Origin of the sequence: Burkholderia ambifaria AMMD (assembly GCF_000203915.1) — a bacterium.
GTDB lineage: Bacteria > Pseudomonadota > Gammaproteobacteria > Burkholderiales > Burkholderiaceae > Burkholderia > Burkholderia ambifaria.
The window spans coordinates 3,069,343-3,092,196 of record NC_008390.1 but is presented as its reverse complement, the minus strand read 5'-3'; the positions used below and the strand labels follow the sequence as shown (position 1 = coordinate 3,092,196).

The following is a 22,854-nucleotide window of genomic DNA, read 5'->3' as shown; positions in this document are numbered from 1 at the left end:
TCAAATTGGTTGGGCCAATCGACGCGACCGGATATTCCGGATGGGGAGACGGTGATGGCGGCGATGACGGCACGGGGCCGGACCGAAGTGGTGATGCGCAAGATCGAGACGGCGCTGCTCGACGGCACGTGGCAGGCCGGCGCGCGGCTGCCGGCCGAGCGCGTGCTCGCGCAGCAGTACGGCGTCGCGCGCAACACGGTGCGCGAGGCGACCCAGCGGCTCGTCGCGCGCGGGCTGCTGCAGAGCCGGCGCGGCGCGGGCGTGTACGTGACGGACCAGCTGCGCGCGGGCATCGCGTCGCCGTGGGGCCAGCTGGTTGCCGACCACCCGGCGTTGCGCGACGACATTCTCGAATTCCGTCGCGTGCTCGAAGGCGCGACCGCGTATTTCGCGGCGCTGCGCGCCGACGCGAGCGACCGGCGCCGGATCCGCGCGCTGCTGCGCGAACTCGAAACCGCGCACGCGAACGACGATGCGGCCGTCGAGGCATCGGCCGATGCGAAGCTGCACGAGGCGATCGCGCTCGCGTCGCACAACACGATGTTCCTGCACCTGCACACGAGCGTGATCGGGATGCTGCGCGAGCACATCTCGATCAACGTCGCGGGGATGACGACGCACGAGCAGGCGTCCGAGTTGCTGCTGCAGCAGCACCGGGTGGTGTGCGACGCGATCTGCGCGCAGCGGCCCGAGGAGGCGCGCACCGCGATGCAGACGCATATCGACTACGTGCGCAGCCACTTCGAGCGAAGTGGCGACGCGCCGTGAGATTGGTTGGACCATGGCCGCCTCAGGCCCGCACGGCGGAGGGTCGCGAGTCGCAGGCCGCCGGGCCGGGGGGGCGCCGCGGGCGACGCGCGTTTTGCTGCGGCGCGGCGCCACCCGCGCCGGCCGCGCGATTGACCGGTTCATCCGGCGCCCACTAGAATCGGCTGGAGCCGCCTGTCAGCCGCGCGCCGCGGCGATCGCGGACCCATTGATCCGCCTGTCGAGGAAGTTTCCGTGCTTACGTCTTTGATTCGGCGCGCGCCGGCCGCGCTGTCGTGGCGCGCCGTGTGCCGCCCGGCCCGCGCGCTGATCGTCTGCGCGCTGCTGCCGCTCGTCGCCTGCGCGACGCACCCGCCTGCCACCTCGCTCGATCGCCCCGTGTCCCACGCGTTGTCTGCCGATACCGCGACCCCGCTGCGCGATGCGCTGGCCGCGCCGGAAGCCGCGCATCCGGGACAGTCGGGCTTCCGCTTGCTGGCCGACGGCGCCACCGCGTTGCAGATGCGCATCGCGCTCGCGCGCGCGGCGACGAAGACGCTCGACATGCAGTACTACATCGCGACCGAGGATACGACCGGCAAGCTGCTGCTCGGCGCGGCGCTGTATGCGGCCGATCGCGGCGTGCGCGTGCGGATGCTGGTGGACGACCTGAACTTCGACGACATCGACCGCGTGATGGCCGCGCTGAATACGCATCAGAACATCGAGATCCGCGTGTTCAACCCGTTCGGCGCGTCGCAGCGCGGCATGGTCGAGCGCACGGCCAACTTCTTCACGCGGATCGACAGCTTCACGCGCCGGATGCACAACAAGGCGATGATCGCGGATAACCAGCTCGCGATCGTCGGCGGCCGCAATCTCGGCGACGAATATTTCAGCGCGAGCCCGACGCTGCAGTTCCGCGATCTCGACGTGCTCGCGGCCGGCCCCGTGACGCACGACATCTCGAAGAGCTTCGACGACTACTGGGTGAGCGCGAGCAGCTATCCGCTGCGCGTGCTGAATCATCAGAAGTTCGATCCGAAGGATCTCGACGCGATGCGCGACGAGCTGCGCGAGCACTGGCGCAAGAACGCCGATCCGTACAACGCGAAGCCGCTGAACGCGACGCCGCTCGCGCAGCAGATCGCGCGCGACCAGCTCGAGCTCGTGTGGGCGCCGGCCGAATTCAAGGTCGATGCGCCGGACAAGATCGCGCGGCCGACCGACGCGTACGTGAGCCCGCCGATGCAGCGCCTGGGCGAGCTCGCGCGCGGCGCGCGCAAGGAATTCCTCGCGTTCTCGCCGTACTTCGTGCCGCACGACGCCGGCGTGAAGATCCTCGGCGATACGACCGCGCGCGGCGTGCGCGTCGCGATCGTCACGAATTCGCTCGCGGCGACCGACGCGGTCGCGGTGCAGGCCGGCTATGCGCCTTATCGCATCCCGTTGCTGCAGCGCGGCGTCGAGCTGTACGAATTCAAGGCGCAGCCCGACCAGCCGCCGACCCGGCTGTTCGGCTCGCGCTCGCGGGCGAGCCTGCATGCGAAGGCGTACGTGATCGACCGGCAAATCCTCGTGATCGGATCGCTGAACCTCGACCCGCGCTCCGCGCACCTGAACACCGAGCTCGCGCTCGTGATCCACAGCCCGGTGCTCGCGCAGCAGGCCGCGGCGATCTTCGCGCGCGTGACGGCGCCCGACGAAAGCTATCGCGTCACGCTCGCGAAGCAGGCTGACGGCGGCCGGCCTTCGCTCGAATGGACCGGCATCGACGGCGGTCAGCCGAGCACGTATCACGTCGATCCGCACGCCGGGCTAAAGCGCAACGTAATGACCGGCATCTTCATGTTGCTGCCGGTCGACGACCAGCTGTAAGGGCCGGAACGGCTCAGGCCAAACCCGCGATTCCGGTGCGCGGGGAAAGGTGATATGGTTGTGTGCGCAACGATATGCGCATCGTGAAGGCGGCGGGCGGCTCGCGCAACGCGGGCCGGACCGGCACCGAACGACGCGCCCAACCACGCGCCGAACCACGCGCCTGACGACGCCGAACCAGCCGCCACGCAGCCCAAGCCGCGTGCGGCCCCAGCAGACGCCCGACGAAGCGCGCAGCCGCCGCCCGCGCGGCCGCGCCCGTCCGCCACCGGAGTGCCCCATGCAACGTGTACCGAATCAGCCGTTCACGCGTCCCGCCCGTTTCTCCGAGGCCGAATGGCAGGCGCGCGTGCAGCTCGCGGCCGCCTACCGGATCTTCGACCATCTCGGCTGGACCGAGCTGATCTACAACCATATCTCGCTGCGCGTGCCGGGCGAGGACGGCCATTTCCTGATCAACCCGTTCGGGCTCCATTACCGCGAGGTATGCGCGTCGAACCTCGTGAAGATCGACATCGACGGCAACGTGATCGGCCATTCCGACTGGCCGATCAACCCGGCGGGCTTCACGTTCCACAGCGCGATCCATGCGGCGCTGCCCGACGCGCACTGCGTGATGCACGTGCATACGACGCCGACGATGGCCGTGTGCTGCTCGCGCGACGGGCTGTCGTTCTCGAACTTCTATTCGGCGCAGCTCTACGGGAAGATCGCGTATCACGATTTCGAGGGCATCACCGTGCATCTCGAGGAAGGGCGGCGCATCGTCGAGAGCGCCGGCGGGCGGCCCGTGCTGCTGCTGCGCAACCATGGGCCCGTGACGATCGGCGCGACGCTCGCGCAGACCTTCTCGCTGATGTGGCTGCTCAATCGCGCATGCGAGGTGCAGGTCGCGACCCACGCGATCGGCGACGCACTGCCGATCGCGCCGCCGGTGCTCGAGGGCTGCGTGCGCGATTCGCTGAATTTCGATCCGAAGCACGGCGCGGGGCAAGACGCGTTCGACGCCTTGCAGCGCATCGTCGATCGCATCGATCCCGGCTATCGCGCGTGATGCAGGCGGCGCGCGCCGGCTAGAACCGGTAGCCGAGGCCGGCCTGGATCACGTCGGTGTCGCGATCGTAGCGCGTGACCACGCGGTTCCACGTGACGCGTGTGAGCCAGCGGTCCGAGATCCGGTAGCTCGCCGAAATCGACACGATGCCGGAGAGCCGGCCGCCGGCCGCGTTCGGCTCGGCTGCGCGATTGTGCTGATCGACCGTGACGTACGCGCCGGCGCCGGCCGACAGCGTGACCTTGTCGTTCAGGAATGCGCGCGTGAGCCACAGCTGGGATGCGATGCCGTTGCGACGGACGCCCTGTTTCGCGCCTTCGTACAGCCACGTCGCGGTCCAGTCGATCGAGCGGGTGAGGCCGCGCCGATATTCGAGACTGCCGCCGAGCGTCGACGGCGACGAGCGGCTGTTGAGGATCGTCTCGCCGAGCATCGCGGTGACTTCGTTGTTCGTGACCTTGCGCGTGCGCGCCAGCGCGGTGTCGCGCGGGCCCGGCGTGTCGGGCGCATCGAGCTGGTAGCCGACGCCGAACATCACCGACGTCGTGGCCGGGCCGCTGAACACCTGCGCGCGATTGAGCTGCAGCTGCGCGATCCAGCGGTGCGACGTGTAATACGCGGCGCGCACGCTCATCAGCACGCCCCAGCCGTGCGTGTTCGAGTAGCCGCGGCCTTCGCCGGCCGGCACGGTGTCGAAGTAGCGATACGGGCCGACGCCGGCCGACAGCACGAAGCGGCGATGCTCGAGCGGCACGCGGCCCCAGAACTGCACCGCCTGGCCATCGCGGTGATGATTCGGTATGTGGCCCTCGTTGTACCAGGTAAACCCGAGCGCGGTATGCGCGCTCAAGCCTTCCTGATAGTCGAACGCCCACGCATACGAGCGGTCGCCGCCGCCCCACAGCGAGCCGGCGAACAGCGAGAATTCCTGCGCGTCGGCAGGTGCGCCGTAAAACGCGGCGATCGAGCAGAGGCTCGCCAGCAGCGGGCGGACACGGACGGGGCGGGTCGGGCAGGGCATCGGGAGGTGGGCCGGCACGGTTCACTTTCCAGTCACGACAACACCCGGGCATTGTCCCGCGCGCGCAAGCCGGTGTCGACGCGGGTTTGCACAACAACCTGTTACGGAGCATGGCCGTGCGCGCGGTGCGTCGTCACGTCGTCGCGTCGGACGGTGGCCGTGCCGCGCGGGCAAAAAAAACGCGGCCGGATGGCCGCGTGAATACTCGCAGACTCCTTCGGACGAAGGAAACAAGCAACTGTGAAACGAAGTGTAGCGAAAGGCCGCGCGCGGATTCAGCGCTCCCGCTGGAAAGGTCTGTTCCAGATTCCGGCAGGCGCCGACGCCGCATGGGGCTGCCGGATCGGCGGCGATCGTCTACCATCATGTCACGTCCCCATCCGGGTGGCGTACCACGTCGTTCAAGGAGGATTCATGCCGAAGCTGCGTTTGCTCCAGGTGGCGTTGCTCGCGGGCGTGCTGGCCGCCGGCGGTGCCGCTGCCGAAACGGTGCGCCTGTCCGCCAACCTGCAGCCGTCGAGCGAGGTGCCGCCCACCGCGACGAAGGGCTCCGGCGCCGTCGACGCCACCTACGACACGGCCACCCACATGCTGCATTGGACGGCGACGTACGAACACCTCACGGGGCCGGCGACCGCCGCGCACTTCCACGGGCCCGCGCCGGTCGGCCAGAACGCCGGCGTGCAGGTGCCGGTCCCGAAGGACGAGCTGGCGAGCCCGATGAAGGGGGCGAAGGAGCTCACCGACGCGCAGGTGACCGACCTGATGAGCGGCAAGTGGTACTTCAACGTGCACACGAAGGAGCATCCGTCCGGCGAGATCCGCGGCCAGATGATGCCGGCGAACTGAGCCGGCCGGGCGCGCGCCGGCGTTTGATATAGAGGCTCCCGTCGAGCGGCGCGGCGGCGATCGCACGTACCATCGTCACACTGCGATGACGGAGTGTGTTCGATGAGTTGGCAAAGCAAGTTCGCGTGCTGGCTGCTGCGCTGGCAGTTTCGTCCCGAGACGACGCGCCCGGTGCTCGATCCTGCCCGCGCGCGGCGCTTCACCGACCTGAGAATGATCGTGCGGCGTCGCGCGCCGTCGGGCTACCGGCTGCGCGAGTGCTATGGTCCCGGCGACGCGCCGCTGCGCGGCGAATGGCTCGAACGCACCGACGCGGTCGCGACTCGCGGGCCCGGCCGCACGCTGCTGTACTTCCACGGCGGCGGCTACTACTTCTGTTCGACGAAAACCCATCGGCCGCTCGTGTTCGGCCTCACGAAGCGCGCGGGCGTGCGCGCGTTCTCGCTCGACTACCGGCTCGCCCCCGAAAACCGCTTCCCGGCCGCGCTCGACGACGCGCTGGCCGCCTACCGGCAATTGCTCGCGCTCGGTACGCCGCCCGAATCGATCGTGTTCGGTGGCGATTCGGCGGGCGGCGGCCTCGCGCTCGCAACGCTCGTTGCGCTGCGCGACCGCGGCGAACCGTTGCCGGCCGGCGCGATCCTGTTCTCGCCGTGGACCGACCTGGCCGGCACGGGCGGCACGATGCGCAGCAACGACGGCCCCGATCCGATGTTCGCGGGCGCGGCGCTGCCGAAGGCGGCGAAGCTGTATCTGGGGGATGCATCGGCCACGCATCCGTACGCGTCGCCGTTCTATGCGGATTTCACCGGGCTGCCGCCGCTCTTTATCCAGGTCGGCAGCACCGAGGTGCTGCTCGACGATTCGCGCCGCGTCGCCGACAAGGCGAAGGCGGCCGGCGTGCCGGTGGAGATCGAGGTGTGGCCCGACATGCCGCACGTGTGGCAGCTGTACGCGCCGATGGTGCCGGAGGCGCGCGACGCGCTCGACCGGGCGGCCACGTTCCTGCGTCGCGTCGCGGTCGAGCGGGCGGTTCAGCGCGTCGGCGAGCCGTCGATCGCCTGATACGCGGCTTTGACGGCCACCGAGCCGTACTTGCGCTCGAGCCGGCGCACGGTGAAGTGGCCGTGCGCCATCTGCTGGAAGTGGTCGATGAACAGCGTGTTGACGGTCGCGCCGAGCACCGCGCCGATCGCCGGGATCGACTTCGCGGCCATCTGCTCGGTGACCTGCACCGAGAAGCGTGACGCGACCGTCTGCACGAGCTTGAACACGGCCGCCGAGCTGTGCGCGGCGATCCCTTTCGTCGTGATGTCCGACGATGCCTTCGAAATCGCCTGCGCGAGCGCGCCGCGTAGCACGAAATAGCCGAGATCGGCGTCCTCCTCGTCCTTGTCCGGGTTGCCGCCCATGCCGAGCACGGCCAGGCACTGCAGCTGCGTATCCACCGAGCCCAGATCCTCGCCCTCGCTGCGCGCGATGTCGCACACCGAGCGGAAGATCAGCGTCGTCGTCACCGGCAACTCGACCGGCAGCGCAAGGAAGCCGAATGCGCCGCCCGCCGCGCCGGTCGTCGCGACCGCGAGCTTGTGCAGCAGGTTGCTCGGCTTGTCCGGCTCGGCATCGGGCGTCTGCGGCTTGCCGAGCGTGCGCAGCGCGATGTTCAGGCACTTGCGCAGCGCGAGCTGCGTCGCGTCGTTGATCTTGCCGGTCGCGAAGTCCGGCAGCCGCGCGATCATCTTCTCGACCGGCGCGCCCAGCATGCCCGTCAGCTTCATCGTCAGCGACGGGCTTTCCAGCACCTGCTTCGCGCGCCGCAGCGCGTCCTGATCCTCCGGCGACAGCGTCGCGGCAGGCGTGATTGAAATCGGTTCCATCTTTCTCCTTGGCGGCCGGGGCGGGGTGAACCGTCGCCATCCTAGATTACTCCGGCGTGCTAGAATTTTGAGATTGTTTGACTCGTCAAAAGTTGCATCAACAAAAAATGGCCGTCCATACTGCCGCCCACCATTCGAGCGGGCAAGTCCTGCCGTTCCGTGAATCGCTGCTGGCGATGATCGGGATCTCGTTCGTCACCATGCTCGTCGCGCTCGACCAGACGGTCGTCGGCACCGCGTTGCCGACCATCGTCGCCGAACTCAGGGGCTTCGACCTGTACGCGTGGGTGGCGACCTCGTACCTGCTCAGTTCCGTGATCACCGTGCCGATCTTCGGCCGCCTCGGCGACTATTACGGCCGAAAGCCGTTCGTCATCGCGTCGATCGTCGTGTTCACCGGCGCGTCGGTGCTATGCGGAATGGCGAACGACATGCTGTATCTGGTGCTCGCGCGCGGGCTGCAGGGGATCGGCGGCGGGATGCTGGTGGGCACCGCGTTCGCGTGCATTCCCGACCTGTTCCCCGATTCCATCGTGCGGCTGCGCTGGCAGGTGCTGATGAGTTCCGCGTTCGGCATCGCGAACGCGGTCGGGCCGTCGCTCGGCGGGATCCTGACGCAGTCGTTCGGCTGGCGCTCGGTGTTCTACGTGAATCTGCCTATTGGCCTGCTGTCGCTGTTCTTCGTGTGGCGCTACCTGCCGCACCTGCGGCACGTCGAGCACGACCGCAAGATGCGCCTCGACTGGCCCGGCGCACTGCTGATCGCGCTGTCGCTCGGCGCGCTGCAGCTGTTCGTCGAATGGCTGCCGAAGTACGGTGTCATGAGCTGGGCGTCGCTGCTGCTGGTCGTCGCGGTCGGCGCCGGTGTCGGGTTGTGGCAGTGGGAAAAGCGCTGCGCGCAGCCGATCCTGCCGTTCGACATGTTCGGCAACCGCGCGCTGTCGGCGCTGTTCGTGCTCGCGATCCTCGCCGGCTTCTCGATGTTCTCGCTGCTGTTCTACGCGCCGCTGCTGTTCCAGGGCGGCTTCGGGATGTCGCCGAAGGAGGCGGGGCTCGTGATCACGCCGCTCGTCGTGTTCATCACGATCGGCAGCATCATGAACGGCCGCGTCATCACGCGCATCCGCCATCCGAACGCGATGCTGCACGTCGGTTTCGTGCTGTTCGCGATCGCGTGCGCGGGCATCGTCGTGTCGACCCACGCGACGCCGACCTGGATGCTGATGGCGCTGATGGTGGCCGGCGGCATCGGTCTCGGTTTCGTGCTGCCCAACCTCACCGTGTTCGCGCAGCAGACGGCCGGCCGCGAGCACCTCGGCATCGCGACCGCGCTGCTGCAGTCGCTGCGGATGGTCGGCGGGATGCTCGGCACGGCGCTGACGGGCACGCTCGTCAACCAGATGTATTCGAGCGGCGTGCGCGATGCGCTGTCGGGCGACCACGCGCTGCAATGGCATGCGCGGCTCGCCGATCCGCAGATCCTGATCGATCGCGCCGCGCAAGGCGGTCTCGTCGCGGAGCTGACCCGCGCCGGGCATAATGGCGCGCTGCTGCTGGAAGCGGCCCGCGAATCGCTGGTCGGCGCGATTCACCTGGGCGTCGCGATGGCGGCCGTCGTCGCCGTGGTGTCGGTGTGGCAGTGCCGCCGCGTGCCGCCGATCGCGCTGCGGCGCAAGATCGAGCCGCATGTCGCGGCCGATTGACCGATTCAATGATTCACCGGACACGAATTCACCGCATGGAAGAACAGGACCGCGTCGCGATCTTGCAGCAATTCGGACGCACGTATCGCGCGTTCATGACCGCGTTCGAAACGAACGTCGGGCAGCCGATGCCGCGCTGGCGGATCATGGTCGCGCTGCACACGATGGACGGGCATGCGTCGCAGAAGAAGCTCGTCGAAGTGCTGCGCATCGATCCGGGCGCGCTCACGCGCCAGCTGAAATCGCTCGATGCGCTCGGCTGGATCGAGCGCGCGTCCGATGCGCGCGACAACCGCGTGACCAACGTCACGCTGACCGACGCCGGCCGCGCCGCGTTCGACGCGTGCCTGCCGCGCCGCAAGGCGTTCCTCGAACAGACGATGGCGCAATTGCCGGACGACGTGCTGAATGCGCTGTCGGGCGCGCTGGCGATGCTGGAGTCGCGGATCGCGGATGTCGGCTCGCCGCCGGCATCGCATTGACGAGCAGGGCGGCAAGCGGCGCGACGGCGCGCACGCGGCGTTCGGTCGCGGCCGGCGCGGCGCACCGGGCGCACGAACCCGCCGCCGCCCGGCGCTTCACCTCATTTCATTTCAACTGCATTTACAGCTCGATGCGCGTGCCGAGCAGCACGAGGAACTGCGCGAGCCAGGCCGGATGCGCGGGCCATGCGGGTGCGGTGACGAACGGCGCGTCGGTCACCGCCGCATCGACCGGGATGTCCGCGTATTCGCCGCCCGCGAGCTTCACTTCGGGCGCGCAGGCCGGGTAGGCCGAGATGCGCTTGCCGCGGATCACGTCGGCGGCCGCGAGCAGCTGCGCCGCATGGCAGATCGCGGCGATCGGCTTGCCGGCTTCCGCGAACGCGCGCACCAGCGCGATCACCTTCGAATCCAGGCGCAGGTACTCGGGCGCACGGCCGCCCGCGATCGCGAGCGCGTCGTAGCCCGATGCATCGACGTCGTCGAACGTCGCGTTCAGCGTGAACAGGTGACCGGGCTTTTCGGTGTAGGTCTGGTCGCCCTCGAAATCGTGAATCGCGGTCTTGATCTTGTCGCCCGCGCGCTTGCCCGGGCACACTGCATCGACGTGATGGCCGACGGCCTGCAGCGCCTGGAACGGCACCATCGTTTCGTAGTCTTCGGCGAAATCGCCGGTCAGGAACAGGATCTTCTTCGCGGCCATGGCTTTCTCCATTGAACAGCATTGAGGGCCGTTCGCGCCGCGCGCGGCAGACGGGCGCTACGGCGGCGAAGCGGGCCCGAGGACGAAAGCGCAGTGTACTCCGGCAGATTGAAGCGCGCGTGACGGCCGCCCCGCGCGGGCGGCGGGGCGGCGTGCGCGGGGCGTCAGAAGAAGGTTTCGACGACTTCCGTCACGCGGAATTGCGGATCGAGGACGAGCAGCTGGCGCCACTTGTCGAACGTCAGGCACGGGTGCGAAATGTCGAACGCGACCATGTCGCCGACCTTCACGTCCGCGCCCGGCGGGATCTGCAGGTACGCGTGCTGGTCCATCATCCCGGTGACGGCCCAGCCTTCGCTCGCGGCGACGTCGCGCGGCGCGCTGTCGCGGCCCGGGCGGAAGTGGCGCGCCGGCTCGGGCAGGCCCGCGTCGAACGCCGCGTCGCGCTTGCCGAGCGCGATGATCGCGCGATCCTGCTCCGGCACCGACTGAACGTACGCCCACAGCTGCAGTGCCGGCAGCAGCCCTTCACCCATCCTGCGGGCGATCGGGTTGCGCGCGAACACGTCGGTCTGCGCCTTCTTGTAGATGCCGACGTCGTGCGTCAGGTAGCAGCCCGGACGCAGCACGACTTCCGCGAAACCGGCGTCGGACGCCTTCGCGAATTCCTCCGCGACCACGTCGTACCATGCCGAGCCGGCGCCCGACAGGATCGCCGGCGTGCGCGCGAAACGGCCGGCTTCGGCCAGCTCGCGCGTGAGCGCGACCGCGTCCTGCAGGAACGCGCGGATCTCGCCTTCCTCCTTCAGCACGCCTTCGTAGAGTTCGATGCCGGCCAGCTTCAGCGTGTCCGGATAGCGCGCGATCGCGTCGAGCACGGCCTTGCGCTGCGCGGCATCGCGCACGCCCGCGCGGCCGCCCGGCACGCCGAGCTCGAGCAGCACGTTCAGCGTTTTCTTCGCGTCGCCGAAGAAGCGGCCGAGCTGGTCGACGCCGTCGGCCGAATCGACGAGGCAGAAGAATTCGAAGTCGGGGTCGGACAGCAGCTCCGCGATGATCGTCATGTTCTGGCGGCCGACCAGCTGATTCGCCAGCAGCACGCGCCGCACGCCGCCGTGATACGCGGCCTGCGTCTGGTGCGCGGTCGCGAGCGTGATGCCCCATGCGCCGGCGGCGAGCTGGCGGCGGAACAGTTGCGGCGCCATCGTCGTCTTGCCGTGCGGCGCGAACTGGGCGCCGTACTGCTGGACGAACGCCTGCATCCAGTTCAGATTGTGTTCGATGCGATCCGCGTACAGCACCGCGGCCGGCAGGCTGACGTCTTCCGCGAGCAGGTTCCACTCGAGGCGGGTTGCGTCGCCGAGCGGCACGCTCGCGCTCGGCAGGTTGCCGAGGCCCTTGCCCAACGGATTGATTGTCGGTTCCTGATAGTTTGTAACTTTCATGTCATCCCGCTCCATCATCGCTATGCATTGCACTGAAGTTGACATGCCGATGGTACAGAAAGTAGCATCGGCGCGGTGATGTTATTTAGTAACATAAAGCGCCCACCCTTTCAGCAGATGAATTCGCGAACCACCCCGTCAACGCCATTCGCCGCCGACCCCACGGCTGCGGTCGCCCCGCCGCTCCTCGATATCGTCGCGCGCATCGCCGAATGCGCGCCCGAGCTGCGCGAAGCCGAACGCAAGGTCGCGGCATACATCCTCGCCGATCTCGCGCGCGCCGCGCATGCGAGCATCGGCGCGCTGGCGCGCGACGCGGGGGTCAGCGTCGCGACGGTCACGCGTTTCGCGAAGGCCGTCGGCTGCCGCGACGTGCGCGAACTGAAGGTGCTCGTCGCGCAGGCCGCGGCCGTCGGCCAGCGCTTCCTCGTGCCGTCCGACGCGCATCCCGCCGAAGACGCGAGCCCCGCATCGGTCGTCTACGACGAGATTCGCGTGGCGCTCGCGCACAACCACCAGCTGCTGCGCAACACGTCGTTCGACGCGGCGGCCGACCTGCTGGCCGGCGCGAAGATGGTCTACGTGTACGGGCAGGGCGGCGGTTCGACCGCGCTCGCCGACGAGCTGCGCTTCAGGCTCGTGCGCTTCGGCCGGCCGGTCGCGAGCTACCAGGACAGCCTGCTGCAGCGCATGGTGGCCGCGACGCTGTCGCGCGACGCCGTGGTCGTCGCGCTGTCGGTGAGCGGGCGCGTGCCCGAGCTGCTCGAGAGCTGCCGCCTCGCGAAGCGCTACGGCGCGACGCTGATCGCGATCACCGCGCCGGCTTCGCCGCTCGCGAAGCTCGCCGACCACCTGATCCCGGTCGTCGCGTTCGAAACCGATTTCATTTACAAGCCTTCGACATCGCGCTACGCGATGATGATGGCGATCGACGTGCTCGTCACCGGAGTCGCGCTGCGACTCGGCGATGCGGGCCGAGAATCGCTGCGCCGCATCAAGCATGCGCTCGATGCGCACCGCGGCGGCGGAGACCGTCAACCGGTAGGAGACTGACCATGCATTCGCATCCCGAAGCCGCCGATACGCTGATTGTCGGTGCGCAGCTGTACGACGGCACCGGCGCACCGCCCGTCACGCGCGACGTCGCGATCCGCAACGGCGTGATCGCGGCCATCGGCAACCTGTCGAACTGGCTCGCCGAAACCGTCGTCGATGCGAACGGCCGCGCGCTCGCGCCGGGCTTCGTCGACGTGCACACGCACGACGACACGCACGTGATCCGCGCGCCGGAGATGCTGCCGAAGATCTCGCAGGGCGTGACGACCGTGATCGTCGGCAACTGCGGGATCAGCGCGTCGCCGGTGACGCTCGCGGGCGATCCGCCCGATCCGATGAACCTGCTCGGTGATCGCGACGCGTTCCGCTATCCGACCTTCGCCGCCTATGTCGCGGCCGTGAACGATGCGCGTCCGGCCGTCAACGTCGCGGCGCTCGTCGGGCACACCGCGCTGCGCAACAACCAGATGGACCGCCTCGACCGCGCGGCGACCGACGGCGAAATCGCCGGGATGCGCACGCAGCTCGAGGAGGCGCTCGCGAACGGGGCGCTCGGGCTGTCGTCGGGCCTGGCCTACGGCTCCGCGTTCGCGGCTCCGGCCGAGGAAGTGATGGCGCTCGCCGAGCCGCTCGCGAACGCGGGCGCGCTGTACACGACGCACATGCGGACCGAATTCGACGCGATCCTCGACGCGATGGACGAGGCCTATCGCGTCGGCCGTCATGCGCAGGTGCCGGTCGTGATCTCGCACCTGAAGTGCGCGGGCCCGTCGAACTGGGGGCGCAGCACCGAGGTGCTCGCGTCGCTCGAAGGCGCGCGCCGCTACCAGCCGGTCGGCTGCGACTGCTATCCGTACAGCCGCAGCTCGTCGACGCTCGACCTGAAGCAGGTGACGGGCGACATCGACATCACGATCACGTGGTCAGAGCCGCATCCGGAAGTCGCCGGCAAGCTGCTGAAGGCGATCGCGGCCGACTGGGGCGTGACCGAGCAGGAGGCCGCGCAGCGGATCCGCCCGGCCGGCGCCGTGTACCACAACATGTCCGAGGACGACGTGCGCCGGATCCTGTCGCACCCGGCGACAATGGTCGGCTCGGACGGCCTGCCGAACGATCCGCTGCCGCACCCGCGGCTGTGGGGCGCGTTCCCGCGCGTGCTTGGCCATTACGTGCGCGACACGAACCTGCTGCCGCTCGAGGAAGCGATCCGCAAGATGACGTCGCTGTCCGCGCGCCGCTACGGCATCGCGCGGCGCGGCGAGGTGCAGGTCGGCTACCACGCGGATCTCGTGCTGTTCGATCCGGCGCGCGTGATCGACGCCGCGACGTTCGACAAGCCGCAGCAACCCGCGCACGGGATCGACGCGGTGTGGGTGAACGGCGTGCTGACCTATGAGAACGGCCAGCCGACCGGCGAGCGCGCCGGCGGTTTCGTCGCACGCGGCGAGCGCGTGCCGGCGAGCGCCGACGCCGCGTTCTGAGCGCGGTCTCCAACCGATTTGCCGCGTGCGCCATGTCGGCGCGCGCATCCGCAACCGTGCGTTGCATGGGCCGGCGCGGGCGCTGACGTGCCGATGCCGGTCGACAAACCAGGAGTGAAACGATGAAGCGATATGGCGTGGGCGAAGCGAAGGGTACCGGCGGCCAGGTGATGCCGTTTGCACGCGCGGTCGAGGCCGACGGCTGGCTGTACGTGTCGGGCCAGACGCCGATGGTGAACGGCGAGGTCGTCGAAGGCGGGATCGTCACGCAGTCGAAGCAGACGATCGAGAACGTGATCGCGATCCTGAAGGAAGCCGGCTACGGCCTCGAGCACGTCGTGCGCTGCGGCGTGTGGCTCGACGACGCGCGCGATTTCGCGTCGTTCAACAAGGTGTTCGTGTCGTACTTCGGCGAGCATCCGCCGGCGCGCGCGTGCGTGCAGTCGAGCATGGTCATCGACTGCAAGGTCGAGGTCGACTGCATCGCTTACAAGGCGCCGGCGAAGTAACGCGCGCGTTTCCGGCGCACACAGCAAAACAGCCCTGTCGGCGCGAGCCGGCGGGGCTGTTTCGTTACGGGCTCGTGATTGCCGGTGGCTGCGGCTCGCGGCGATTGCCCGCCAATACCGCTTCAGTTACTGCCGCGCAGTCCGCGCATTATCCGGCATCGGCTGGTTGTAATTCGTACGGAACGGGTTGATGTCCAGCCCGCCGCGGCGCGTATAGCGCGCATACACCGCCAGCTTCAACGGTTTGCACGCGTGCAGGATGTCGAGGAAGATGCGCTCGACGCACTGCTCGTGAAAGCCCGTGTGATTGCGGAACGAAATGATGTAGCGCAGCAGGCCCGCATGGTCGATCTGCGGCCCCACGTAGTGGATCTGCACGCTGCCCCAGTCGGGCTGGCCGGTGACCGGGCAGTTCGAGCGCAGCAGGTCGGACACGAGCGTCTCCTCCACCGGCGCTTCGTCCTGCGCGGCCGACAGCAGCGACGGATCGGGTTCGTACACGTCGGTGTCGAGGTCGAGCCGGTCGAGCGACAGCCCGTCGAGCTCTTCCATCTGAAGCTTGCCGAAGTCGTGCGGCGACACGAGCTGCACCGACACGCTCGCGCCGCACGCGGCCGACACGTCGCGCTTCAACGTGTCGCGCACCGCGTCGAGCGAGTCGAACTTCGATTGGGCGAACGAGCCGAGATACAGCTTGAACGACTTCGATTCGACGATGTTCGGCGATTCGGCCGGCACGTAGAACGTCGCGACCGCGACCTGCGGCTTGCCGCGCGCGTTGAGCCACGACAGTTCGTACGCGTTCCAGATGTCGGTGCCGAAGAACGGCAGCGCCGACGTGATGCCGAGCTGCTCGCGCGCGCCGGCGCGCGGGATCGGGAACAGCAGCGACGCGTCGTACTGGGCGGCATAGACGGTGGCCTTGCCGAGCGGGGAATGTTCGGGATTCATTGCACGAAGCCTTTACGACAGGAAGAGCCGGTACGCCGGATTGGCGCTCTCTTCGACATACGGATAGCCGAGCGCCGCGAGGAAGCGTTCGAACTCGGCGCGATCGACCTGCGGCACCTGCAGCCCGACGAGGATCGAGCTGTAGTCCGCACCCTGGTTACGGTAATGGAACAGGCTGATGTTCCAGTCCGGCGCCATCGACGACAGGAACTTCATCAGCGCGCCCGGCCGTTCCGGGAATTCGAAGCGGAACAGGCGTTCGTCGAGCGCGAGCGGCGAGCGGCCGCCCACCATGTAGCGGATGTGCTCCTTCGACAGCTCGTCGTGCGTCAGGTCGACGGTCTTGAAGCCGTGCGACTCGAAGTTCGCGGCGATCTCCGCCGATTCGCCGCGCCGCTTGATCTGCACGCCGACGAAGATATGCGCGGCCTGCGCATCGGCGATCCGGTAGTTGAACTCGGTCACGTTGCGTTCGCCGACGAGCGAGCAGAAGCGCTTGAAGCTGCCGCGCTCCTCGGGGATCGTGACCGCGAACACGGCTTCGCGCGCCTCGCCGACTTCCGCGCGTTCGGCAACGAAGCGCATCCGGTCGAAGTTCATGTTCGCGCCCGACGTGACCGCGACGAGCGTCTGGTTCTCGATCCCTTCGCGTTCCGCGTAGCGTTTCGCGCCCGCCACCGCGAGCGCGCCGGACGGCTCGAGCACGCTGCGCGTGTCCTGGAATACATCCTTGATCGCCGCGCACAGCGCGTCGGTGTCCACCGTCACGACGCCGTCGAGGAGCTCGCTGCAGAGCCGGAAGGTTTCCTCGCCGACGAGCTTCACCGCGGTGCCGTCCGCAAACAGCCCGACTTCGCTCAGCTCGACGCGCTCGCCTTTTTCCAGCGACTGCGCCATCGCGCACGAATCCTCGGCCTGCACGCCGAACACCTTGATCTCCGGCCGCACCGCCTTCACGTACGCGGCCACGCCGGCCGCGAGGCCGCCGCCGCCGATCGGCACGAAGATCGCGTGAATCGGGCCCTGGTGCTGCCGCAGGATTTCCATCGCGATCGTGCCCTGGCCGGCGATCACGTACGGATCGTCGAACGGGTGGACGAACGTGAGGTCGCGTTCGGCCTGCACCTTCACGGCATGCGCATACGCATCGCTGTACGACTCGCCCGCCTGGATCACCTCGACGCTCGGGCCGCCGTGGGCGCGCACCGCGTCGACCTTCACCTGCGGCGTCGTGACGGGCACGACGATGACGGCCTTGATGCCCATCCGGGCCGCCGAGAACGCGACGCCCTGCGCATGATTGCCGGCCGATGCCGTGATCACGCCGCGCGCGAGCGCGTCGGCCGGAATGTGCGCCATCTTGTTGTACGCACCGCGCAGCTTGAACGAGAACACCGGCTGGTTGTCCTCGCGCTTCAGGTAAACGGGGTTGCGCAGTCGGGCCGACAGGTTGCGGGCGGGTTCGAGTTCCGTCTCGAGCGCGACGTCGTAGACGCGCGCGGTGAGGATTTTCTTCAGGTAATCGTGGGATGCCATGGGCGCTCGCGTGCGGTGCGGAAGCAGACGGTAAAACGTCAATGATAGCGCCAAGGGTCCGCCCGCACGCAAGCGGCATGCCGGGCGCACCGTCGCGAAACCGCGCGGGCGGCCGTGTTTGCCGCGTGACGCGTCCCTGTTTACCGGCTTAACCGCATGGTTACCGACCGGACGGACGGCGAATGTCGCCGCAAAATCGTGCCGAACCAGGCCTGGTGCGGGTTGCGGCGAAAGCCCCACGAGCTGTCCGGCCTGTCACGGACGGCGCGATCATGGGTTAGAATTCTGTTTTGAATCAAGGATCGGAAGATGCAGAGGCACCCTCGGATCGCCCCGTTGAAGCCGACGCCGCGCGCAGCCAGCCCTGCGGCGGAACGGCATGCGCGCCGCGCGCGATCGTGCTGATGGCTCCGAGTGCCGCCAGGCCCTGCCACCCCGGAACGGTGAGTCCAGACCCGCTCCGGCCCCATGCGAAATAATCGCGTGCCTGGCAACAGAACAGATTTCCCCAAGATTGCGCCTACGCGCTTGCCGACGCCCGTGCACGGTGTATCGGCCCTCCGAGTCGTCCGAACATGAACGCACCACAAGTTTTCGATCCGCATGGCGCGGCCGCCGCCGTCGCCGCCGACCCCGCGCCCCGACTGCGCGAGATTCCCTATAACTACACGTCCTTCTCCGACCGCGAGATCGTGATCCGCCTGCTCGGCGCGGACGCGTGGTCGGTGCTCGACGAGCTGCGCGCCGAACGCCGCACGGGCCGCTCGGCCCGGATGCTGTATGAAGTGCTCGGCGACATCTGGGTCGTGCGCCGCAACCCGTACCTGCAGGACGACCTGCTCGACAACCCGAAGCGCCGCGCGCTCCTGATCGAGGCGCTGAACCACCGTCTGACCGAGATCGGCAAGCGCCGCCGCGCCGACCTGACCGCGCACCACGACGACGCCGGCCGCGAACGCGCGGAACGTGTCGAGATGCTCGAGGCCGCCGCGCAGCGCGCGGTCGACGAATTCGCCGACGAATTCGACAAGATGGCCGACCTGCGCCGCCGCGCGACCAAGGCGCTTGGCCGCTGCACGCAGAAGGACAACATCCGCTTCGACGGGCTGTCGCGCGTGTCGCACGTGACCGATGCGACCGACTGGCGCGTCGAATACCCGTTCGTCGTGCTGACCCCCGATACCGAAGCCGAGATCGCGGCACTGATCAAGGCCTGCTTCGAGCTCGGCCTGACCGTGATCCCGCGCGGCGGCGGCACCGGCTACACGGGCGGCGCGGTGCCGCTCACGCCGTTCTCCGCGGTGATCAACACCGAGAAGCTCGAACAGCTCGGCGCGGTCGAGCTCACCGAACTGCCGGGCGTCGCGCACAAGGTGCCGACGATCTTCTCCGGCGCGGGCGTCGTCACGCGCCGCGTGACGGAAGCGGCCGAAGCGGCCGGCTACGTGTTCGCGGTCGATCCGACCTCGCTCGACGCATCGTGCATCGGCGGCAACGTCGCGATGAACGCCGGCGGCAAGAAGGCCGTGCTGTGGGGCACCGCGCTCGACAACCTCGCCTGGTGGCGGATGGTCGACCCGGAGGGCAACTGGCTCGAAGTCACGCGCCACGAGCACAACCAGGGCAAGATCCACGACATCGCGGTCGCGCGTTTCGAGCTGAAGTGGTTCGACGGCGCGTATGCGCCGGGCGAGAAGCTGCTGAAGACCGAGATGCTCGAGATCGAAGGCCGCCGGTTCCGCAAGGAAGGCCTCGGCAAGGACGTCACCGACAAGTTCCTCGCCGGCCTGCCGGGCGTGCAGAAGGAAGGCTGCGACGGGCTGATCACCTCCGCGCGCTGGGTGCTGCACAAGATGCCCGCGCACACGCGCACCGTCTGTCTCGAATTCTTCGGCCAGGCGCGCGAGGCGATCCCGAGCATCGTCGAAATCAAGGACTACCTGTTCGAGACGTCGAAGCAGGGCGGCGCGATCCTCGCGGGCCTCGAGCACCTCGACGAGCGCTACCTGCGCGCGGTCGGCTACGCGACCAAGAGCAAGCGCAACGCCTTCCCGAAGATGGTGCTGATCGGCGACATCGTCGGCGACGACGCCGATGCGGTCGCGCAAGCGACGTCCGAAGTGATCCGGATGGCGAACGGCAAGAGCGGCGAAGGCTTCGTCGCGGTCAGCGCGGAGGCGCGCAAGCGCTTCTGGCTCGACCGCAGCCGCACGGCCGCGATCGCGAAGCACACGAACGCGTTCAAGATCAACGAGGACGTCGTCATCCCGCTGAACCGGATGGGTGAGTACACCGACGGCATCGAGCGGATCAACATCGAGCTGTCGCTGAAGAACAAGCTGCAGCTGGTCGACGCGCTCGAGGCGTTCTTCCGCGCCGGCAACCTGCCGCTCGGCAAGACCGACGACGCGAACGAGATCCCGAGCGCCGAGTTGCTCGAGGATCGCGTGCAGCAGGCGCTGGAGCTGCTCAAGCGCGTGCGTGCCCGCTGGGAATTCGTGCGCGACCGGCTCGACCAGCCGCTGCGCGAGGCGCAGCACTACCTCGTGCAGCTCGGCTACGAGGCCCTTGCCGAGAAGTTCGCCGATCGTGCTGACGACCAACCGGGCGCGACCGTGTTCCACATCACGCAGGACCGCACGGTCCGCATCTCGTGGAAGCAGGAGATCCGCGCGGAGCTGCGCGCGATCTTCAACGGCGGCGCGTTCAAGCAGATCCTCGACGAAGCGCAGGCGATCCACAAGCGCGTGCTGCGCGGCCGCGTGTTCGTCGCGCTGCACATGCACGCGGGCGACGGCAACGTCCACACCAACATCCCGGTCAACTCCGACAACTACGAGATGCTGCAGGACGCGCACGCGTCGGTCGCACGCATCATGAAGCTCGCGCGCTCGCTCGACGGCGTGATCTCCGGCGAGCACGGGATCGGCATCACGAAGCTCGAGTTCCTGACCGACGACGAGATCGCCGAATTCCGCGCGTACAAGCAGCGCGTCGACCCGCACGGCCGCTTCAACAAGGGCAAGCTGCTCGACGGCGCCGACCTGCGCAACGCGTACACGCCGAGCTTCGGGCTGATGGGCTACGAGTCGCTGATCATGCAGCAGTCCGACATCGGCGCGATCGCCGATTCGGTGAAGGACTGCCTGCGCTGCGGCAAGTGCAAGCCGGTGTGCGCGACCCACGTGCCGCGCGCGAACCTGCTGTACAGCCCGCGCAACAAGATCCTCGCGACCTCGTTGCTGGTCGAGGCGTTCCTGTATGAGGAACAGACGCGCCGCGGCGTGTCGATCAAGCACTGGGACGAGTTCAACGACGTGGCCGACCACTGCACGGTGTGCCACAAGTGCGCGACGCCGTGCCCGGTGAAGATCGATTTCGGCGACGTCACGATGAACATGCGCAACCTGTTGCGCAAGATGGGCAAGAAGAAATTCAACGCCGGCAATGCGGCGGGCATGTTCTTCCTGAACGCGACCAATCCGCAGACGATCAACCTCGCGCGCGGCGCGATGATGGGCGTCGGCTACAAGGTGCAGCGCTTCGCGAACGACATGCTGAAGAAGGTCGTGACGAAGCAGACGCAGCATCCGCCGGCGACGGTCGGCAAGCCGCCCGTGGTCGAGCAGGTGATCCACTTCGTCAACAAGAAGATGCCGGGCAACCTGCCGAAGAAGACGGCGCGCGCGCTGCTCGACATCGAGGACAACAAGATCGTGCCGATCATCCGCAACCCGAAGTCGACGACGGTCGATTCGGAAGCGGTGTTCTACTTCCCGGGCTGCGGCTCCGAGCGCCTGTTCTCGCAGGTCGGCCTCGCGACGCAGGCGATGCTGTGGGAAGCGGGCGTGCAGACGGTGCTGCCGCCGGGCTACCTGTGCTGCGGCTATCCGCAGCGCGGCTCGGGCCAGTACGACAAGGCCGAGAAGATCGTCACCGACAACCGCGTGCTGTTCCACCGGGTCGCCAACACGCTGAACTACCTCGACATCAAGACGGTGGTCGTGTCGTGCGGCACCTGCTACGACCAGCTTGCAGGCTACGAATTCGACAAGATCTTCCCGGGCTGCCGGATCATCGACATCCACGAGTTCCTGCTCGAGAAGGGGATGAAGCTCGACGGCGTGACGGGCACGCGCTACATGTATCACGACCCGTGCCATACGCCGATCAAGACGATGGATCCGGTCAAGCTCGTCAACGAGCTGATGGGCGCGGAGAAGGACGGCTACAAGATCGAGAAGAACGATCGCTGCTGCGGCGAATCGGGCACGCTCGCGGTCACGCGTCCGGACATCTCCACGCAGGTCCGCTTCCGCAAGGAAGAGGAAATCCGCAAGGGTGCCGCGAAGCTGCGCAGCATCCCGGTCGTGGCCGGCAACGCGCCGGCGCCGGCCGCGGCCGCGAACGGCCCGGACGTGAAGATCCTGACGAGCTGCCCGTCGTGCCTGCAGGGCCTGTCGCGCTACAACGAGGACGCGAACATCGAGGCCGACTACATCGTGGTCGAAATCGCGCGCCAGGTGCTCGGCGAGAACTGGATGGCCGACTATGTCGCACACGCGAACAATGGCGGGATCGAGCGCGTGCTGGTCTAATGCGGGCATGACGACCGCCCGGCCGGGCTTGGGATGAGCGGGCGCTGGCGCATGAGCGCCGGCGCCCGTCCACATGGGAGCGACGATGGAATGCGTGTTTTGCCGTGAAGACGGCGGCGAGGTGCTCTGGCAGGACGACATGCTGCGCGTCGTCCTTGCGGCGGGCGAGCACGACTACCCGGGCTTCTGCCGGGTGATCTGGGGCGCGCACGTGGCCGAGTTCTCCGATCTCGGCGAGCCCGAGCGGGCACATCTGATGCGCATCGTCTACGCGGTGGAGCGCGCCGTGCGCCGCGTGATGCAGCCGAACAAGGTGAATCTCGCGAGCCTCGGCAACATGGTGCCGCACGTGCACTGGCACGTGATCCCGCGCTTCTCGAACGACGCCCATTTCCCGCAGCCCGTGTGGGCGCCGCGCCAGCGCAGCGTGTCCGAGGCGCTGCTGCGCTCGCGCGCGGCGCAGGCCTCGCTGCTGCACAATGCGGTGCGCGAGGAAATTCAACGAACGACCGATTCGAGGCAGCCATGAGCGGTTTGACTTCCACGACGCCGATTCCGTCCGGCGTCGTCGTGCACGCGGTGTCGCGCGTGCTCGAATTGCAATACCCGAACGGAGAGAACTTCCGGATCCCGTTCGAGCTGATGCGCGTCTATTCGCCGTCGGCCGAGGTACGCGGCCACGGGCCCGGCCAGGAGACGCTGCAGACCGGCAAGCGCGAGGTGACGATCACCGCGCTCGAGGGCGTGGGCAACTATGCGCTGCAGCCGACGTTCTCCGACGGCCATTCGACCGGCATCTACTCGTGGGATCTGCTGTACGAACTGGCGACGCAGCAGGACGCGCTGTGGCGCGACTATTTCGACAAACTGAAGGCGGCGGGCGTCGAGCGCGACGCGCCGATGCAGGCGGCACCCGCGCCGCACGGCCACTGCCACTGATATCGACGGCGCCCGCTCGGCGCCG

19 protein-coding genes are annotated in these 22,854 nt (G+C 68.1%); 13 read left to right on the top strand and 6 right to left on the bottom strand.

Annotation, left to right across the window (positions count from 1 at the left end; all coding sequences use genetic code 11):
* Positions 1-54 precede the first annotated feature (54 nt).
* From BAMB_RS14155 to BAMB_RS14145, 3 genes are all read left to right on the top strand, one after another.
* Positions 55-768, top strand: coding sequence for a FadR/GntR family transcriptional regulator (locus BAMB_RS14155; RefSeq protein ID WP_011657917.1), 714 nt, complete (start codon positions 55-57; stop codon positions 766-768).
* Between the two features lie 234 nt (positions 769-1,002).
* A complete protein-coding gene (locus BAMB_RS14150; protein WP_011657916.1) occupies positions 1,003-2,625 on the top strand; it encodes a phospholipase D family protein in 1,623 nt (540 codons plus the stop codon).
* Between the two features lie 280 nt (positions 2,626-2,905).
* Positions 2,906-3,679, top strand: a complete 774-nt coding sequence (locus BAMB_RS14145; RefSeq protein WP_006497398.1) for a class II aldolase/adducin family protein — start codon at positions 2,906-2,908, stop codon at positions 3,677-3,679.
* A gap of 19 nt (positions 3,680-3,698) precedes the next feature.
* Here the strand turns inward: BAMB_RS14145 and BAMB_RS14140 are convergent, their stop codons facing one another.
* A complete protein-coding gene (locus tag BAMB_RS14140; protein ID WP_011657915.1) occupies positions 3,699-4,700 on the bottom strand; it encodes a TonB-dependent receptor in 1,002 nt (333 codons plus the stop codon).
* A gap of 414 nt (positions 4,701-5,114) precedes the next feature.
* Between BAMB_RS14140 and BAMB_RS14135 the strand changes: the two genes are divergently transcribed.
* Both BAMB_RS14135 and BAMB_RS14130 read left to right on the top strand, forming a co-directional pair.
* Positions 5,115-5,549 carry a CHRD domain-containing protein gene (locus tag BAMB_RS14135; protein ID WP_011657914.1) on the top strand — a complete coding sequence of 145 codons (435 nt, stop codon included), beginning with the start codon at positions 5,115-5,117 and terminating at the stop codon, positions 5,547-5,549.
* Between the two features lie 102 nt (positions 5,550-5,651).
* Positions 5,652-6,614 carry an alpha/beta hydrolase gene (locus BAMB_RS14130; RefSeq protein ID WP_011657913.1) on the top strand — a complete coding sequence of 321 codons (963 nt, stop codon included), beginning with the start codon at positions 5,652-5,654 and terminating at the stop codon, positions 6,612-6,614.
* Here the strand turns inward: BAMB_RS14130 and BAMB_RS14125 are convergent.
* Positions 6,584-7,426, bottom strand: coding sequence for an EcsC family protein (locus BAMB_RS14125; RefSeq protein WP_011657912.1), 843 nt, complete (start codon positions 7,424-7,426; stop codon positions 6,584-6,586). The two genes, BAMB_RS14130 and BAMB_RS14125, sit on opposite strands and share 31 nt — an antisense overlap.
* Positions 7,427-7,533: 107 nt before the next feature.
* On the opposite strand from BAMB_RS14125, the gene BAMB_RS14120 reads away from it, so the two are divergent.
* Positions 7,534-9,129, top strand: coding sequence for an MDR family MFS transporter (locus tag BAMB_RS14120; protein WP_011657911.1), 1,596 nt, complete (start codon positions 7,534-7,536; stop codon positions 9,127-9,129).
* Positions 9,130-9,164: 35 nt separating this feature from the next.
* On the top strand, positions 9,165-9,611 hold the full coding sequence (locus BAMB_RS14115; protein ID WP_041491273.1) for a MarR family winged helix-turn-helix transcriptional regulator: 447 nt from the start codon (positions 9,165-9,167) through the stop codon (positions 9,609-9,611).
* 121 nt (positions 9,612-9,732) lie between these two features.
* Here BAMB_RS14115 and BAMB_RS14110 read toward each other — a convergent pair whose 3' ends face one another.
* Together BAMB_RS14110 and BAMB_RS14105 are read right to left on the bottom strand one after the other, a co-directional pair.
* On the bottom strand, positions 9,733-10,314 hold the full coding sequence (locus tag BAMB_RS14110; RefSeq protein WP_006759688.1) for a DJ-1/PfpI family protein: 582 nt from the start codon (positions 10,312-10,314) through the stop codon (positions 9,733-9,735).
* 164 nt (positions 10,315-10,478) lie between these two features.
* A complete protein-coding gene (locus tag BAMB_RS14105; protein WP_011657909.1) occupies positions 10,479-11,759 on the bottom strand; it encodes an amino acid deaminase in 1,281 nt (426 codons plus the stop codon).
* A 117-nt stretch (positions 11,760-11,876) separates the two neighbouring features.
* Here BAMB_RS14105 and BAMB_RS14100 point away from each other — a divergent pair, with 117 nt between their 5' ends.
* From BAMB_RS14100 to BAMB_RS14090, 3 genes are all read left to right on the top strand, one after another.
* Complete coding sequence (locus BAMB_RS14100; RefSeq protein WP_041491272.1) at positions 11,877-12,812, top strand: MurR/RpiR family transcriptional regulator; 936 nt, start codon at positions 11,877-11,879, stop codon at positions 12,810-12,812.
* Positions 12,813-12,814: 2 nt separating this feature from the next.
* Entirely contained in the window at positions 12,815-14,296 is a 1,482-nt protein-coding gene (locus tag BAMB_RS14095) for an N-acyl-D-amino-acid deacylase family protein (RefSeq protein ID WP_006759685.1), read from the top strand.
* 122 nt (positions 14,297-14,418) lie between these two features.
* Positions 14,419-14,805, top strand: coding sequence for a RidA family protein (locus BAMB_RS14090; RefSeq protein WP_006751946.1), 387 nt, complete (start codon positions 14,419-14,421; stop codon positions 14,803-14,805).
* 126 nt (positions 14,806-14,931) lie between these two features.
* Here the strand turns inward: BAMB_RS14090 and queF are convergent, their stop codons facing one another.
* Together queF and ilvA are read right to left on the bottom strand one after the other, a co-directional pair.
* The gene (queF, locus tag BAMB_RS14085) at positions 14,932-15,756 is read right to left on the bottom strand and encodes an NADPH-dependent 7-cyano-7-deazaguanine reductase QueF (RefSeq protein ID WP_011657907.1); all 825 of its coding nucleotides are present in this window, start codon (positions 15,754-15,756) and stop codon (positions 14,932-14,934) included.
* 12 nt (positions 15,757-15,768) lie between these two features.
* The gene (ilvA, locus tag BAMB_RS14080; RefSeq protein ID WP_011657906.1) at positions 15,769-17,292 is read right to left on the bottom strand and encodes a threonine ammonia-lyase, biosynthetic; all 1,524 of its coding nucleotides are present in this window, start codon (positions 17,290-17,292) and stop codon (positions 15,769-15,771) included.
* A gap of 575 nt (positions 17,293-17,867) precedes the next feature.
* Here ilvA and BAMB_RS14075 point away from each other — a divergent pair.
* The 3 genes from BAMB_RS14075 (at position 17,868) to BAMB_RS14065 (ending at position 22,829) form a co-directional block, all read left to right on the top strand.
* Positions 17,868-21,890 (top strand): DUF3683 domain-containing protein, encoded by a 4,023-nt coding sequence (locus BAMB_RS14075; RefSeq protein WP_011657905.1) that lies wholly within the window; start codon positions 17,868-17,870, stop codon positions 21,888-21,890.
* 85 nt (positions 21,891-21,975) lie between these two features.
* The gene (locus BAMB_RS14070; protein ID WP_011657904.1) at positions 21,976-22,419 is read left to right on the top strand and encodes an HIT family protein; all 444 of its coding nucleotides are present in this window, start codon (positions 21,976-21,978) and stop codon (positions 22,417-22,419) included.
* Positions 22,416-22,829 carry a gamma-butyrobetaine hydroxylase family protein gene (locus tag BAMB_RS14065; RefSeq protein ID WP_011657903.1) on the top strand — a complete coding sequence of 138 codons (414 nt, stop codon included), beginning with the start codon at positions 22,416-22,418 and terminating at the stop codon, positions 22,827-22,829. Before BAMB_RS14070 ends, BAMB_RS14065 begins: the two co-directional genes overlap by 4 nt.
* The last annotated feature ends 25 nt before the right edge of the window (positions 22,830-22,854 follow it).